Source organism: Sphingomonas phoenicis (genome assembly GCF_047238005.1).
Taxonomy (GTDB): domain Bacteria; phylum Pseudomonadota; class Alphaproteobacteria; order Sphingomonadales; family Sphingomonadaceae; genus Sphingomonas.
This window is the reverse complement of record NZ_JBDFMC010000002.1, coordinates 20,436-35,992: the sequence shown is the minus strand read 5'-3', so window position 1 is coordinate 35,992 and position 15,557 is coordinate 20,436. Positions and strand designations below refer to the sequence as shown.

Below are 15,557 nucleotides of genomic sequence, written 5' to 3'. Positions count from 1 at the left end.
CTGAAGATCAGCGCGCCAGCTTCGCCGCCGTCTCCGCGATCCGCTTGCCCTGGTACCGCGCGCCCGCCAGTTCCTCCGCCTGCGGCTGGCGCGATCCGTCACCGCCTGCGATCGTCGTCGCGCCATAGGGCGATCCGCCGCGCAGCTCGTCGACTCCCATCTGTCCCTGGAAACCGTAGTCCAGTCCGACGATGGCCATCCCGTGATGCAACAGGTTGGTGATGATCGAGAACAGCGTCGTCTCCTGCCCGCCATGCTGGCTCGCGGTCGAGGTGAACGCACCGCCTACCTTGCCGACCAGCGCACCCTTCATCCACAGCCCGCCCGTGGTGTCCCAGAACGCGGCCATCTGGCTCGGCATCCGGCCATAGCGGGTCGGCGCACCGACGATGATCGCATCGTACCCGGCCAGCGCGTCGGGCGACTCGATCTCGGGATGCGCGGTATCGGTCTTGAAGTGCGCCGCGGCGACCACCGCGGCCGGCGCCGTCTCGGCGACGCGGCGGATGTCCACCTCGGCCCCGCCCTCGCGCGCACCCTCGGCGACCGCATCCGCCATCTGCTCGATATGGCCGTAGGACGAGTAATAGAGGACGAGAACCTTGGTCATCATATGCTCCTTCAGGGGAAACCGGTGGCGCTCTCGCCCTTCCCGCCCGTACCGGCCGGGTGGTCCCTTCCCTCGCCCATCGGGCAAGGGAAGGCAGGCGCGTCAGCGCCCGAGGGGTGAGGACGGGGGGATTACTTCGCGTCGACCAGCACGATCTCCGCATCGTCGGTTGCGACGATCGTGTAGCTGCCCGTCGACAACGCGGCACCGTCGCGGGCGTTCACCGCCTCGCCGTCGATCGTGATGCTGCCGGTCGCCGGCACCAGATAGGCGTGGCGGCCGTCGCCCACGACATGGGTCACCCGCTCGCCCGCCTTCAGCGTGGCGGCCAGCACCCGTGCCTCTGCCCGGATCGGCAGCGCGCCGGCATCCTCGGCGAACCCGCTCGCCAGCACGGTCAGCTGGCCGGACCGCTCACCCTTGGGAAAGGGCTTGGCGCCCCAGCTCGGCTCGCCGCCGCTGGTGGTCGGCTCGATCCAGATCTGGAACAGCGTCGTCGCCTCGTCCTCGGCATTGTATTCGGCGTGGCGCACGCCCGATCCGGCACTCATCACCTGTACGTCGCCGGCGGCGGTGCGGCCGCTGTTGCCCATCGAGTCCTGATGCGTGATCGCACCGGTGCGGACATAGGTGATGATCTCCATGTCGCGGTGCGGGTGCGGCGGAAAGCCGGCGCCGGCTGCGATCACGTCGTCGTTCCACACCCGGATCGCGCCCCAGCCCATCCGGGCGGGATCGTGATAGGAGGCGAACGAGAAATGGTGCCGCGCGTCCAGCCAGCCATGATTGGCATGGCCCAGGCTGGCGAAGGGGCGGCGGTCGATGCGGTTCTTGGTGTCGAGCATGGGAAAGCTCCTCGTGTTTCCGTCCCGCTCAAGATAGGTTGTCGCAGGGTCGCGTAAACGGAAACGATGGAATAGGATCGTTTCCGATTCGAACACCATCTACCGCCGGAGTGCCTGTCGATGCGCCTGCCCGATCTGGAAGCATGGGCGGTCTTCGCCGCCGTCGCCGACCGCCAGTCGTTCAGCGGCGCGGCCGAATCGATCGGGCTCAGCAAGGCGACCGTGTCGAAGATCATTGCCAGGTTGGAGGCGGCGCTGGGCCAGTCGCTGTTCCATCGCACCTCGCGCCGCCTGGCCTTGACGGAGGCGGGTCGCCCCCTTGCCGAGCATGCCCGCCGCATGGTCGCAGAGGCCCGCGCCGCCGAGGAGGCGGCACGCGACGCCGCCAGTTCCCCCTCCGGCACCGTCCGCCTCGCCGCGCCGATGAGCTTCGGCATCGCCAACGTCGCGCCGCTCGTCGCCGATTTCCTCGTCCGCAATCCGGCGGTCGACATCGACCTCCATCTCTCCGATGCCCGCGTCGACATCGTCGCCGAGGGATTCGACGTGGCGCTCCGCATCGGCGACCTTGCCGACAGTTCGCTGCGCGCGCGCCGGCTATGCGACATCGCCACCCACATCGTCGCCGCCCCCGCCTATCTCGCGGCCGCCGGAACCCCCGCCGATGCCGCCGCCCTCGCCGACCATCGGCTGCTCCGCTATGCCAACATCACCGGCAACTGGCGCTTTCACGGTCCCGGCGGCGCCGACGTGTCGATCCGGCCCGACGGCCCACTGATCGCGAACAGCGGCGACGCGCTGGTTCCGGCTCTTCTCGCCGGCCTCGGCATCGCGCCCCTGCCCGGCTTCATCGTCGGCCCCCATCTCGCCAGCGGAGCGCTCGTCGCCATCCTGCCGGACTGGACGCCGCCGCCCGTCGGCCTCCACCTCCTGACCCCGCCCAGCCCCTTGCGCCCGCAACGCGTCGAGGCGCTGATCGCCTTCCTCGGCGACCGTCTCCGCGATCCCTGTGCAAGCGCAGTGTCGCGGTAACGCCCGCCGACCTCGACTGAGGCCGGCGCCTGTCTCACTCCACAAACCTCCCGCCACTGTTGCAAACCGGCCGGCACCCCCACCGACCCGTCGTCACCCCGGACTTGATCCGGGGCCCAGCTTCCGTCGAGCGCCCGATGAATAGCGGGACCCCGGATCAAGTCCGGGGCGACGGTAAGGCCGGTGACTGCTGAATACGGGGCCACGCCAGCGAAACGACGCATCCCGCCGTCCGCACTGTCCTACCCGCCCCCGATCTGCCATCACCCGTCCATGCCAGACGCCCGCCGCTCACCCTCTCGAAGCTCGCCGTGCGCCCGCGGCCCGGCCACCGTGATCGCGAATGTTGAGGCGCCTCAACATTCGCCCGCAACTGCCCTAGACCTCGGCGCCCTCAACATCCGCCACCACTTCATCGCGCTCCTGCGGTCGCAGGCATCATCGTCTCGCCATAACAGCTACTTATACCGGCAATCGAATCCCACCGCGGCGATGGCGATCTGTCGCAAGCCTCAACATTCACCCTCCGCAACCCGCAACTTCCTCAACATTCGCGCATGACCGAGATGCCGCCTCCACCGCGTCCCCGCCTCGCGCCGGATGCCGACGATGCGCGCTTCATCCGCCGCGTCGTCCTCTTCATCGTCATCGTCGCGCTGTCCGCCGCGCTCTACCGCGCCGGCAATCTCCTGATCCTCGCCTTCGGATCGGTCCTGGGCGCGATCGTCATCCACGCGGTCGCCGACCTCTACCGCGACCATCTGCACGCCTCGCGCAAGCTTGGTCTCGTGCTCGGCTATGCCACCGTGCTGGGCGTACTGGGCTTCCTCGTCTGGCTGTTCGGGGTCGAATTCCGCCAGCAGGTCAACGTCCTCGTCACCCAGTTGCCGGGTCTCCTCGACCAGCTCGACGCCTGGGCATCGCAAACGCCGGTCGGTGCCAAGATCGCCGATGCCGTTCGCCAGACCTATGCCGGCAGCCGCGCCGCACAGGATATCGGCGGCCTGGTGGAGGGTGGCGGCGAGTTCGTGCTCAACTGCCTCCTCCTCCTGATCGGCGCGCTGTTCCTGGCCGGCGACCCGAAGGTGTACGAGCGCGGCCTCCTCCTCCTCGTCCCCCCGTCGAAACGCCCCGCGTTCGAGGATGCGCTGTTCGACGTCGGCCGCGTGCTGCGGCTGTGGCTCGGCTCGTCGCTGATCCTGATGACCAGCATGGGCATCCTGATCGGCACGGGACTGTGGTTCGCGGGCGTGCCCTCCGCCGCCGCCCTCGGCCTGCTCGCAGGGTTGAGCGAGTTCATCCCCTATGTCGGCCCCACCGCCGCAATGGTCCCGGCGCTGGGTCTGGCGGCGACTAGGGGCACCGGGCCGCTGGTCGGCACGCTCGTCACCTATGCGGTCGTCCGCCTCGTCCAGACCAACTTCATCACCCCCTATGTCCAGCAGCGGGTGATCTCCATTCCGCCTGCCGTCACCGTATTCGCGATCATCGGCATCGGTGTGATATTCGGACTGTTCGGTCTTTTCTTTTCTGCCGCGCTTCTCGTCGTGATCTTCACGCTGGTCCGCAGCCTCTACTTGCGCGAAGTGCTGGGCGAAGACATTCCGCGCGCCGCGCATGATCGTCTGCTGCCGCCCCGCAACGATCGCGGATCGCGCACTTAACCCTGAATTAACCTTTTGCCTTCAGATGTCATTTGGTTAATGGATCGGATCGACCGCTCGAACAGGGGGCGGTTCCGCGACTAGGGGACTGGTTGATGCGCGTGCTGCTGATCGAGGACGAGCCGACGACTGCCAAGGCGATCGAGCTGATGCTCCATGCCGAAGGTTTCAATTGCTACACGACTGACCTGGGCGAAGAGGGTTTGGACCTCGGCAAGCTCTATGACTACGACATCATCCTGCTCGATTTGAACCTGCCCGACATGCACGGGTACGACGTGCTGAAAAAGCTGCGCGTCGCTCGTGTCACCACCCCGGTCCTCATCCTCTCCGGCGTCAGCGAGATGGATTCGAAGGTCCGCAGCTTCGGGTTCGGCGCCGACGATTACGTCACCAAGCCGTTCCACCGCGAGGAACTGGTCGCCCGCATCCACGCCGTCGTCCGCCGGTCGAAGGGCCATTCGCAGTCGGTCATCCGCACCGGCAAGCTGGCCGTGAACCTGGATGCCAAGACCGTCGAGGTCGATGGTGCCCGCGTCCACCTGACCGGCAAGGAATATGCGATGCTGGAGCTGCTCTCGCTTCGCAAGGGCACCACGCTCACCAAGGAAATGTTCCTCAACCACCTCTATGGCGGCATGGACGAGCCCGAGCTGAAAATCATCGACGTCTTCATCTGCAAGCTGCGCAAGAAGCTCAGCATGGCCTGCGACGGCGAGAACTACATCGAGACGGTCTGGGGCCGCGGCTACGTCCTGCGCGAATCCGACGAGGTGGTGGCGACCGCGGTCGCCTGACGGGGCAGGCCCGCGGTCAGCCTTGGAACACGGACCAGCCGGTCCGCTGTACCAGCCGCTCCAGTGCCAGCGTCCCCAGCTGCGAATTGCCGCGTTCGTTCAGGCCCGGGACCACACCGCGGTGCTCGCCCGCCCCGGCGCCACCGCCAGGATGCCGCCCCCGACGCCCGACTTGCCCGGCAGGCCGACGCGAAAGGCGAACTCGCCCGATCCGTCGTAATGGCCGCACGTCAGCATCAGCGCGTTGATCCGCCTCGCTCGCTGCGCCGACACCAGCCGCCGGCCGGTCCCGGGATTGACGCCCTCCATCGCCAGGAACCGTCCCGCCAGCGCCAGCTGCCGGCAGCTCATCGCCAGCGCGCATTCATGGACGTACACGCCCAGCGTCCGCTCGATGTCGTGCTCGATATTCCCGAACGACCGCATATAGCTCGCCAGCGCCCGGTTGCGGTGCCCGGTCGCCATCTCCGCCTCGGCCACCGCGCGGTCAATCACGATACCATCGTCATCGGCCGCGCTCCGTACGAAGCGCAGGATCTCCCCGATCGCCTCCCGCGGCTCGTTCCGTCCCAGCAGCACGTCGGCCACCACGATCGCGCCGGCATTGATGAACGGATTGCGCGGGATGCCGTGCTCGAATTCCAGCTGGACGATCGAATTGAACGCGCTGCCCGACGGCTCCCGCCCCACCCGCTTCCACAGCTGGTCGCCGACATGCCCCAGTGCCAGCGTCAGCGCGAAGACCTTGGCGATCGACTGGATCGAGAACGCCTCTTCCGCATCGCCCGCCAGATGGCAGGTGCCGTCCGCCTCGATCACCGCGATCCCGAACTTGCCCGGATCGACCGCAGCGAGCGGGGGTATGTAGTCGGCCGGCGCGCCGCGTTCGGGCGCCGCCTTCATCTCTGCCGCGATATCGGCGACGATCGCGGACAGGTCTATGGCTTGCGCTCCCAAACCTTCTCGCCGCCGACCCACGTCTCCTCGACCTTCGTCGCGCGCAGGTCGGAAGGACTGGCGAGCAGCGGATCGCGGTCGACGATGATGAAGTCAGCACGCTGCCCCGGCGCCAGCCGCCCGAACTTGTCCTCGGCAAAGGCGGCATAGGCCCCGCCCTGCGTGAAGGCGCGCCACGCCTGCTCGCGCGTCACCGCTTCCTCCGGCCGCCAACCGCCCGACGGCTGACCGTCCGCACCCTGCCGGGTGAACGCCGCCGCCCAGCCGGCGAACGGATCCGGCCGCTCGACCGGAAAGTCCGACCCGAACGCCAGCGGCACGCCGTTCGCCAGCATCGTCTTCCATGCATAGGCGCCCGCCAGCCGCGCCGGGCCCAGCCGCGCCTCGGCCATCGTCCGGTCGCTGGTCTGGTGGGTCGGCTGCATCGAGGCGATCGTGCCATGCTGGCCGAACCGCTTCAGGTCGGCCGGATCGACGATCTGCGCATGCTCGATCCGCCAGCGGCGATCACCCTTGTAGGTCGCCGACAACTCCTCGATCGCATCCAGCGCCTGTGCGTTGGCGCGGTCGCCGATCGCGTGGACGGCTACCTGATAATTGTCCATCGCCGCCCGGCTCATCAGGTTGCGGATGACCGTGTCGGTCATGAACCCCAGCCCGCTCTGCCCCGGCGCATCGGCGTACGGCGCCTTCAGCCAGGCACCGCGCGATCCCAGCGCCCCGTCGCCGTACAGCTTCACGCCCGCCAGCCGCAGCCTGTCGCCGTACAGCCACGGTGTCGGCCCAGTGCCGCCGATCCGCACCGTATCCTCGATCCCCGCGCCATAGCTGACGATGCGCACCCGCATGTTGCCCCGGTCGCCCATCCGGCGATAGCTCAGCCAGTCGTCCACCGTCGTGCCCATGTCCGCCGCGCTGGTCACCCCCATCGACAGCAACATCGCCTGGGCGCTGAGGAACGCCGTGTCGCGATCTTTCGGCAACGGCGGCGGCGCGGCCCGGCGGACCAGATCCTGCGCCGCATCGACGAACACGCCGGCCGGCGCTCCGCCTGCACCCTTCTCGATGCGCCCGCCGGATGGTGCGGCCGTGGCGGCCGTCACCCCCGCCGCCTTGATCGCGGCGCTGTTCGCCCAGCTGGCATGCCCGTCGATCCGCGACAGGAACACCGGCCGGTCCGCCACCACTCCGTCCAGGTCGGCCGCGGTCGGGAAGCGGCCGAGCCCCCATGCCTCCTGATTCCAGCCGCCGCCCAGGATCCATTTCCGGTCGGGGTTCGCGGCGGCATAGGCGGCGATCTTCGCCTTCGCCTGATCGAGCGACTTCGTGTCCGACAGGTCCAGCAGCACCGCACTGAACCCAAGCTCCATCACATGCCCGTGCGCGTCGACGAAGCCGGGCAGCAGCACCCGTCCCTTCATGTCCGCCCGCCAGTCCAGCCGCTCGGGACGCTTGTCCCTGGCGGTCAGCAGCTTCACCACCTTGCCGTCCGTCGTCATCAGGATGCCGGTGAAGCGCACCACCTTGCCGTCCGCATCCAGCGTCATGCCGTTGACATTGTCGACCAGCGCCTCCGCCATTGCAGGACAGGGCAGCAGGATCGCGAGGCAGGCGGCGGTGATCAGGAGCGAGGTCGGCTTTGACATGCCGGCCGGCATAAGCGGTGTTCCCCCACCGCGCCAGACGGTCTAACGCGGGCGCCATGGCAACGCAGATAAAGCCCGCCCCTGCCGACGAGGCGCTCCCCGTCACCATCGACGATGTTCGCGCGGCGCACGCGCGCATCCGCGATTCGATCGTCCGCACGCCCACGCTGATCAGTCGCACCCTGTCCGAGCTGACCGGCGCGACCGTCTATCTGAAGTTCGAGAACCTTCAGTTCACCGCGGCCTACAAGGAGCGGGGGGCGCTCAACACGCTGCTGCAATTGTCCGACGAGGCGAAGGCGAAGGGCGTGATTGCGGCATCCGCCGGTAATCACGCGCAGGGCCTCGCCTATCATGCCAACCGGCTGGGCGTGCCGGCGACGATCGTGATGCCACGCAACACGCCGACGGTGAAGGTCGTCCAGACAGAGGGGCACAAGGCGACGGTGGTGCTGGAGGGCGACACGTTCGACGCCGCATATGCCCATGCCCGCGTGCTGGAGGCGGAGCGCGGCTATACCTTCGTCCACCCGTTCGACGATCCCCGGATCATCGCCGGTCAGGGCACGACTGCGATCGAGATGTTCGAGGATGTGCCGGCGATCGACACGCTGCTGACGCCGATCGGCGGCGGGGGCCTGATCTCGGGCATGGCGGTCGTCGCGCGCGCGCAGGATCGCGCGATCGAGGTCGTGGGGGTGGAGGCGGAGCTGTTCCCGTCGATGTACAACCGGATCAACGGCACCGACCTGCCCTGCGCCGGGGATACGCTGGCCGAGGGTATCGCCGTCAAGGAGCCGGGCGGCATCACGGCCCGCATGGTCGCCGCGCTGGTCGACGACATCCTGCTGGTGAACGAGCGCAATCTGGAAGAGGCGGTCAGCCTGCTGCTCCAGATCGAGAAGACCGTGGTGGAGGGTGCGGGCGCGGCGGGGCTGGCGGCGCTGCTCGCCCATCCGGGCCGGTTCGCCGGCAAGACGGTGGGCGTCGTGCTGTGCGGCGGCAACATCGACACGCGCCTGCTCGCCAACGTCCTCCTACGCGATCTCGCCCGCTCCGGCCGGCTCGCCCGCCTGCGCATCCGGTTGCAGGACCAGCCCGGCGCCCTGTTCAACGTCGCCCGCCTGTTCGATCAGGAACGCGTCAACATCATCGAGGTGTACCACCAGCGCGTCTTCACGACGCTGCCGGCGAAGGGCCTGATCACCGATATTGAGTGCGAGACCCGCGATCGTGCACATCTCGACCGCCTCATCACCGCCCTGCGCGGCGCGGGGTACGAGACGACGCAGGTCGAACTCGCCTGACACGAAAAAGGGCTCGCCTGACAGACAGGCGAGCCCTTTCCGCTAGACGAGACCGATCAGTTGCTGTCGGAGTCGTCGTCGCTGTCGTTCACGATCGCGATCACGCCGATCGCGGCGATGCCCGCTGCGATCACGGCGGCGGCAATGCCACCGGCGCCCGCACCCAGCTTGCTCGACTTCGTGCCCGACGCGCTCGCGCGCGCCGACTTCGCGACCGACAGCGACGCGGCCGGATTGGCCGCAGCGGCCATCGCCGGCGAGGCGGTCAGCGTCAGGGCGGCCGTCGCGGCCAGCAGGTTCTTCATCTTCATATAGCTACTCCCATGCATGTTCGGTTCCGAACGCCGCCTCGCATCAACCGTTCCGCAGTGCAACAGCTTTCGGTCCCGTTCCGGAGGCAGTTCGACCCGATCCGCCACGTCCGACGTTAAGGTCCTCGACGCAAATGGATGGTAAAGCGCTTCCCACGCGGGCCCGGCGACGACATATACGGTGCCGCACACGTTCCTTGGGGGTCTGCCGGCGGTGACTGCGCCTTTTCGTTTTCCGCGCTTCTTCGTCACCAGCCCCTCGCCATGCCCCTATCTGCCGGGCCGGCAGGAGCGAAAGGTGTTCACGGAGCTGACGGGCCCGCATGCGACCGAGTTGAACGACGCGCTCGGCCGCATCGGCTTCCGCCGCAGCCAGGGTGTCGCCTATCGCCCGTCCTGCGCAGGCTGCACCGCCTGCGTTTCCGTTCGCGTCGTCACCGCCGACTTCGTTCCCAACGGTACCCAGCGCAAGCTGCTGCGCCGCCATGCCGACCTGGAGGTCGTCGCCTGCCGCGCCTGGGCCACCGACGAGCAGTTCCAGCTGCTCCGCCGATATCTCGCGCTGCGCCATCCCGCCGGCGGCATGGCGGGGATGGACGAGGACGATTATGCCGACATGATCGAGCATTCGCCGGTCAACTCCCTGATCGTCGAGTACCGGGAGCCGACGGTGAACGGTCGCCGCGGCAAGCTGGTCGGCGCCTGCCTGACCGACCGTCAGGCCGACGGCCTGTCGATGATCTACAGCTTCTTCGAGCCGGACCATCCGGCCCGCCAGGCGCTCGGCAACTTCATCATCATGGATCACATCATGCGCGCCCGCGATGCGGGCCTGCCCTATGTCTATCTCGGCTACTGGGTGAAGGGATCGTCGCGCATGGAATACAAGACGCGCTATCGCCCGCTGGAGGTGCTCGGCCCGGCCGGCTGGCGGCTGCTGCGCGACGAGGAGATGGTGACGCTGCCGGCACGATAAGATCCGGCCGGCCCCCTCACGCTTCGGACACCCGCACCTCGACGTCCAGCCGCTCCTCGCCCTCGCCCAGCCGCGATCCGGCGACCGGTGCCGCCCCCGCGGCATCCAGCGCCACCGCGACCCGGACGTGATCGTCCTGCGGCGACAGCCCGGTGCACGGATCGAACCCTACCCAGCCAAGCCCCTCGACGAACGCCTCCGCCCAGCCGTGCGGCGTGGTCCGCTCCTCCCCGGCCAGGAAGCGATAGCCGGAAACGTATCGCGCCGGTGCACCGATGCTCCGCGCGGCGACCGCGAACATCTGCGCCGCATCGCGCGGCGTCGCGCTGCTCCTGCCCCACGCATCGCCGGCGGTCAGCCCCGGCTCGGGCCGGTCGCCGTCATAGGCGAAGCGCTCGTGCATACCCGCATTGATCCGGTGCAACCCGGCCAGCAGGTTATCGCCGCCCTTGATGGACGCCGCCCATGCGCCGATCGACGCATCCGGCGCCGTCGCCACGGTCCCGCGCAGGAACACCGATGGCGGCAGCATCTCGGGCACACCGTGCAGCACCCCGTCGGAATGACTGGTCAGCACCTCGCCCGTGATCGTGATCTCCAGCCCGTCGAGCGGACCGTCGGCGTAGAGCATCGTCACCGCATTGCCCCACCCGTCGCGACCGTCGCGCAGCCTGGCGTCGCAATCCACGTCGATCCGCCAGCGGGCGATCGTCTGGTCGTGCGAGTTCTGCGGGGTCAGGCGCAGCATCTGCACCAGCCGCGCCTGCGGCGCCGAGAAGCGGTACTCCGTGCGATGTTGGATAGACAGTCTCATACCCTACGCGTCCCCCGCCCCGATGCCGACCCGATAACCGTCCTACCCGAACTTGAACTGCCGCCCGATCGCCCCGTGGAGCAGCGCGTTCTCGTGGATGAAGCTTTGCAGGAACTGGTGCAGGCCCGATGCGATTACCTCCCCCGATCGGGTCCGGGCCATGCGGGTCGCACGCACCCGTGCCATCCTGTCCGCCTCTCCGTGCTGGCCCGTCCGCCGCGCCAGCAGTCCCAGCACGTCCACCGTTTCCTCCACCGATGCCGCCAGGCTCCGCGGCAATTCGCCCCGCGCGACCAGCAGATCGATGACGTTCGCTGGCAGCAGCCCGTCGGAGTAGAGCCAGCGATACGCGGTCACCGCCGACACTGTCTGCAGGATCGTCGTCCACTGATCGCGATCGACGACGCCACCGACCCGTTCGCCCTCGGGCAACAGGATGTGATATTTCACGTCCAGCAGCCGCGCGGTATTGTCCGCTCGCTCGATCGCCTGGCCCAGCCGGATGAACCATGTGGTCTGGTTGCGCAGCATCCGGTGGACCGCGCCCTCGAACCCCCGCGTCTCGTTCTTCACCGCGTCGACCAGGTTCAGCACCGATGTCGGGTCGTCCGCCGACGGCCGCCCGTCGAAGATCAGCCAGGCGCGGTTGATCGCCGCCCATGCCTCGCGCGTCAGCGCGGTACGCACCGCACGGGCGTTCAGCCGCGCCATCTCGGTGCAGCGGATGATCGATCCCGGGTGACTGGTATCCACGGTCAGGAACCGCGCCACCTCGCGCCGCCTGATCTCGCCGCCGGTCGAATCGAACGCGCCGTCCGTTTCGGTGACGGTCAGTGCCGAAGCCCATGCCGCCTGCCCCGCCGGTCGCGCCGACAGCACGTCCAGCCTCACGGTCGCCTCGACCAGGCGCGAGATGAAATCGGCCCGCTCGAAATAGCGGCCCAGCCAGTAGAGCGACGATGCGGTCCGGCTCAGCATCAGGCCTCGCCTCCCATCGACTGGCTCATCCCGCCCATCGTCTGGGTCATGCCCGCGAGCCCCTGCGACTGGCGTGGCCGATCGTCCATCAGCACGAAACTATCCTTGGTCCCGCCGCCCTGGCTCGAATTGACCACCAGCGAACCCTCGCGCAGCGCCACGCGGGTCAACCCGCCCGGCACCACCTGTACCCCGCGCGATCCCGTCAGCACGAACGGGCGGAAATCGACGTGTCGCGGCGCCAGTCCCTGTTCCGCCATCGTCGGCACCGTCGACAGAGCCAGCGTCGGCTGCGCGATATAGCGGTGCGGCTCGGCAACCAGCGCGGCGCGGAACGCCTCGATCTCCGCCCTGCTCGCGGTCGGGCCGACCAGCATGCCATAACCGCCCGATCCGTCGACCAGCTTCACCACCACCTGGTCCAGATGCTCCAGCACGTATTTCAGGGCGTCCGGCTCGCGACAGCGCCACGTCTCGACATTGGGCAGCTTCGCCTCGCCGCCCGAATAGAAGCGGACGATCTCGGGCATGTAGCTATAGATCGCCTTATCGTCGGCGACGCCGTTGCCCGGCGCATTGATGATCGCGACATTGCCGGAGGCATAGGCGGCGATCAGTCCCGGCACGCCCAGTGCGGAATCCGGTCGGAACACCAGCGGATCGAGGAAGTCGTCATCGATCCGCCGATAGATCACGTCCACCTTCACCCGGCCCGCGATCGTCCGCATCCAGACGATGTCGTCGTCGACCACCAGATCGGCCGCCTCGACCAGTTCGATCCCCATCGAGTCGGCCAGGAAACTATGCTCGTAATAGGCGGAGTTGTAGTGGCCAGGGGTCAACACGACGCAGGTCGGCGCCGCTACCCCGTGCGGTGCCACCGACTTCATCGTCTCCAGCAGCCGGTCGGGATAGCTGTCCACCGCCGCGACACGGAATTCGCGGAAGAGCTCCGGGCAGAGCCGCAGCATCGCCTCGCGGTTTTCCAGCATGTAGCTGACGCCGGACGGTGTGCGGGCATTGTCCTCCAGCACGAAGAAATCGTCCGGACCCGTCCGCACCAGATCGATCCCGCAGATATGCGCCCAGACGCCATGCGGTGGCCGCATGCCGGCGATCTCGGGCCGGAACTGCGGATTGCCCAGCACCAGGTCGGCGGGAAGCACGCCCTCCTTCAGGATGCGGCGATCGCCATAGATATCGTTCAAAAAGGCGTTGATCGCCTCGACCCGCTGGATCAGCCCCTGCGACAACCGCTCCCACTCGTCGGGCAGGAAGACCCGCGGCACGATGTCGAACGGGATGATCCGCTCGCTGGCGTCGCTGTCGCCATAGACCGCGAAGGTGATGCCCAGCTGGCGGAACGCGGCCTCGGCGGACTGCTGGCGGCGGCGAAGCTCTTGGGGCGGCGTGGCCTCCAGCCATCGCCCCAGTGCAGCCAGTTCGGCACGCGGCGGCGGACCGCCCTTCGTGCCCATGATCTCGTCGAACGCGTGTTGCCCCATCTACCCTCAAAACGCTCCCGTCCGCCGGGTTCCATGCTGCGCGCAATCGTTGCAGCGCACAAGAGCGCTTTTGACCGCCGGTCAGATGCCCAGCTGCTCCAGCATCGACGGGGTCAGTACCTGCGGCAGCACACGCGGCGTCGACGCGCCCGGCGCATAATAGAGATACAGGGGAACGCCGGCACGATTGTGCCGCTCGATGAAGCGGCCCATCGCCGGATCGCCGTCGGTCCAGTCGCCGACCAGCACCGCCACCTTGCGGCGCGCGAACGAAGCCTGTACGCTCTCTCGCTCGATCGCCGCCTTCTCGTTCACTTTGCACGTCAGGCACCAGTCGGCGGTGAAATAGGCGAAGACCGGCCGCTTCTCCGCGCGCAACGCCGCCAGCCGCCCCTCCGTGAAGGCCTCGCCAGCCGCCGCGGCCGTCGCTACGCCCGCCGGTGCCGGCCGTATCGTCACCACCGCCATCACGGCCAGGGCAAGCGCCGGGATCGCCGCGATCCAGCTTCGCTCGCGCCCGGCCAGCTGGCGCCGTCCGGTCCACCACAGCCCCGATACCGCGAGCAGCACCGCTGCCAGCCCGATCGTCATCCCGTCGACGCCCGCTTGCCGCCCCAGCACCCAGGCCAGCGCCAGCGCGGTCAGGAACATCGGCAGCGACAGGATCCGCCGCAGCCGCGCCATCCACGCCCCCGGCTTCGGCAACCGGCGTCGCAGCGCGGGAACGAAACCTAGCAGCAGGAACGGCAAGGCGATGCCCAGCCCCAGCCCGCCGAACACCAACAGCGCCGCCGCCGCGGGCAGCACCAGCGCCGCGCCCAGTGCCGCACCCATGAACGGTCCCGTACACGGCGTCGCGACGAATGCCGCCAGCGCGCCCGTCATGAACGCCCCGCCGGTGCCGCCCCGTCCGGCGAACCGCGGGGTCGGCAGCTCGAACAGGCCCGCCAGGTTGAACGCGATGCCGGTCACCAGCAGCAGCAGCACGCCGATCACGCGCGGATCCTGCAGCTGGAACGCCCAGCCAACCGTCGCGCCGCCCGCCCGCAGCGCCAGCAGTCCGGCTCCCAGCCCCAGGCACACCAGCACCACACCCGCGGTATAGGCCAGCGCCTCTGCCCTCGCGGCCCGTTCGGTCCCCCCGCTCTTCGCCAGGCTCAGCGCCTTTAGGCTCAGGATCGGGAAGACGCAGGGCATCACGTTCAGGATCAGTCCGCCCAGCACCGCGCCCGCGAACGCGGCCAGCGCCACGCCCCAGCCGGCATCGCCGCCCGTCGCGCGCGGCACCGCGCCCGGCGTCGCCGTGATCGCCAGCCCGCGCCCGTCGCCGGTCGCCAGAACCCCCTCGATCGGTCCCGCCGGCGGCTTCGCCGCCGCCCTGGTCGCGATCGTCACCCGGTCGCCCTGCCGCACCACCGTCTGCGGCGCGGCCATGTCGATCGCGCCCGTCGCCGCCGGGTAGAAATAGGCTTCGCCCAGCGCCGCATCCGCCGGGAACGGCACCGCCAGTCGCAGCGCGCCGGCCTCGACCTGATACGTCGCCGTCGACCCGAGCGGGCGTGGCAACGCGCGCCGCCACGCATCGAAGCGCGTCCGCACCGCCGGCTCGATCGCACCGCTGCCGACGGTGAGCGCCAGCGACAGCGTCTGGCTCTCGGGAACGCAGACCTGCGTCGTGCAGACCAGATAATCCAGTTTCAGCCCGATCGGCAGGGCAGTGCCCACCGCCGCGTCGTCGGGAATGCGGACGTCGACCAGCACCGCATAGGGCCGCTCGTAAACATAGTTCATCAGTCCCGCGACGGTCAGCCGTTGCGGCACCGGATAGCGAAGCGCGCCCGCCACCGCGCCCTTCGGCAGCGTCCACGCCGCCTGCATCGGAAAACCCGCATCGCCCGGGTTCTGCCAGTATCCATGCCATCCCGGCTGCGGCGTCGCATCGATCGCCAGCGTCACCGTCGATCCCGGTGCCGGCGCCGCGCTCTCCGCGATCAGCCGCATCGCCAGGTGCCGCTCGCCCGGCGCCTGCGCCACCGCCGTACCGCACGCCACCAGCATCGCCAGCAGCGTCATCATCCTGCAAAAAATCGCGCTCATCGGCCCCGCTCGTGGCCG

Annotated in this window: 13 protein-coding genes and 1 pseudogene; 5 read left to right on the top strand and 9 right to left on the bottom strand. The window is 68.7% G+C overall.

Annotation, left to right across the window (positions count from 1 at the left end):
• Nucleotides 1–7: 7 nt before the first annotated feature.
• Together wrbA and ABC319_RS00825 are read right to left on the bottom strand one after the other, a co-directional pair.
• Nucleotides 8–610 (bottom strand): NAD(P)H:quinone oxidoreductase, encoded by a 603-nt coding sequence (wrbA, locus tag ABC319_RS00830; RefSeq protein WP_413068409.1) that lies wholly within the window; start codon nucleotides 608–610, stop codon nucleotides 8–10.
• A gap of 131 nt (nucleotides 611–741) precedes the next feature.
• A complete protein-coding gene (locus ABC319_RS00825; protein ID WP_413068408.1) occupies nucleotides 742–1,455 on the bottom strand; it encodes a pirin family protein in 714 nt (237 codons plus the stop codon).
• A gap of 120 nt (nucleotides 1,456–1,575) precedes the next feature.
• Between ABC319_RS00825 and ABC319_RS00820 the strand changes: the two genes are divergently transcribed.
• The 3 genes from ABC319_RS00820 to ctrA all read left to right on the top strand — a co-directional run bounded on the left by ABC319_RS00820 (nucleotide 1,576) and on the right by ctrA (nucleotide 4,948).
• Nucleotides 1,576–2,487 carry a LysR family transcriptional regulator gene (locus ABC319_RS00820; RefSeq protein ID WP_413068407.1) on the top strand — a complete coding sequence of 304 codons (912 nt, stop codon included), beginning with the start codon at nucleotides 1,576–1,578 and terminating at the stop codon, nucleotides 2,485–2,487.
• 557 nt (nucleotides 2,488–3,044) lie between these two features.
• Nucleotides 3,045–4,151 carry an AI-2E family transporter gene (locus tag ABC319_RS00815; protein WP_413068406.1) on the top strand — a complete coding sequence of 369 codons (1,107 nt, stop codon included), beginning with the start codon at nucleotides 3,045–3,047 and terminating at the stop codon, nucleotides 4,149–4,151.
• Nucleotides 4,152–4,246: 95 nt separating this feature from the next.
• On the top strand, nucleotides 4,247–4,948 hold the full coding sequence (gene ctrA / locus ABC319_RS00810; protein ID WP_305172173.1) for a response regulator transcription factor CtrA: 702 nt from the start codon (nucleotides 4,247–4,249) through the stop codon (nucleotides 4,946–4,948).
• A gap of 16 nt (nucleotides 4,949–4,964) precedes the next feature.
• On the opposite strand, the pseudogene ABC319_RS00805 reads toward ctrA, so the two are convergent.
• Nucleotides 4,965–5,851: pseudogene (locus ABC319_RS00805) on the bottom strand (glutaminase).
• A gap of 35 nt (nucleotides 5,852–5,886) precedes the next feature.
• Nucleotides 5,887–7,551 carry an amidohydrolase gene (locus ABC319_RS00800; RefSeq protein ID WP_413068405.1) on the bottom strand — a complete coding sequence of 555 codons (1,665 nt, stop codon included), beginning with the start codon at nucleotides 7,549–7,551 and terminating at the stop codon, nucleotides 5,887–5,889.
• A 56-nt stretch (nucleotides 7,552–7,607) separates the two neighbouring features.
• Here ABC319_RS00800 and ABC319_RS00795 point away from each other — a divergent pair, with 56 nt between their 5' ends.
• The gene (locus tag ABC319_RS00795) at nucleotides 7,608–8,858 is read left to right on the top strand and encodes a threonine ammonia-lyase (protein ID WP_413068404.1); all 1,251 of its coding nucleotides are present in this window, start codon (nucleotides 7,608–7,610) and stop codon (nucleotides 8,856–8,858) included.
• Nucleotides 8,859–8,914: 56 nt separating this feature from the next.
• On the opposite strand, the gene ABC319_RS00790 is transcribed toward ABC319_RS00795, so the two are convergent.
• Nucleotides 8,915–9,169: a hypothetical protein gene (locus ABC319_RS00790; RefSeq protein WP_413068403.1), complete on the bottom strand. Its 255-nt coding sequence runs from the start codon at nucleotides 9,167–9,169 to the stop codon at nucleotides 8,915–8,917.
• A 214-nt stretch (nucleotides 9,170–9,383) separates the two neighbouring features.
• Between ABC319_RS00790 and ABC319_RS00785 the strand changes: the two genes are divergently transcribed.
• Nucleotides 9,384–10,145 (top strand): arginyltransferase, encoded by a 762-nt coding sequence (locus ABC319_RS00785; protein WP_413068402.1) that lies wholly within the window; start codon nucleotides 9,384–9,386, stop codon nucleotides 10,143–10,145.
• Between the two features lie 16 nt (nucleotides 10,146–10,161).
• On the opposite strand, the gene ABC319_RS00780 is transcribed toward ABC319_RS00785, so the two are convergent.
• The 4 genes from ABC319_RS00780 to ABC319_RS00765 form a co-directional block, all read right to left on the bottom strand.
• A complete protein-coding gene (locus ABC319_RS00780) occupies nucleotides 10,162–10,959 on the bottom strand; it encodes a transglutaminase family protein (RefSeq protein ID WP_413068401.1) in 798 nt (265 codons plus the stop codon).
• A gap of 42 nt (nucleotides 10,960–11,001) precedes the next feature.
• Complete coding sequence (locus ABC319_RS00775) at nucleotides 11,002–11,937, bottom strand: alpha-E domain-containing protein (RefSeq protein WP_413068400.1); 936 nt, start codon at nucleotides 11,935–11,937, stop codon at nucleotides 11,002–11,004.
• Nucleotides 11,937–13,442, bottom strand: coding sequence for a circularly permuted type 2 ATP-grasp protein (locus tag ABC319_RS00770; protein WP_413068399.1), 1,506 nt, complete (start codon nucleotides 13,440–13,442; stop codon nucleotides 11,937–11,939). The genes ABC319_RS00775 and ABC319_RS00770 overlap by 1 nt, the downstream gene beginning before the upstream one ends.
• Before the next feature lie 81 nt (nucleotides 13,443–13,523).
• Nucleotides 13,524–15,539, bottom strand: a complete 2,016-nt coding sequence (locus tag ABC319_RS00765) for a protein-disulfide reductase DsbD family protein (protein ID WP_413068398.1) — start codon at nucleotides 15,537–15,539, stop codon at nucleotides 13,524–13,526.
• Nucleotides 15,540–15,557 lie beyond the last annotated feature (18 nt).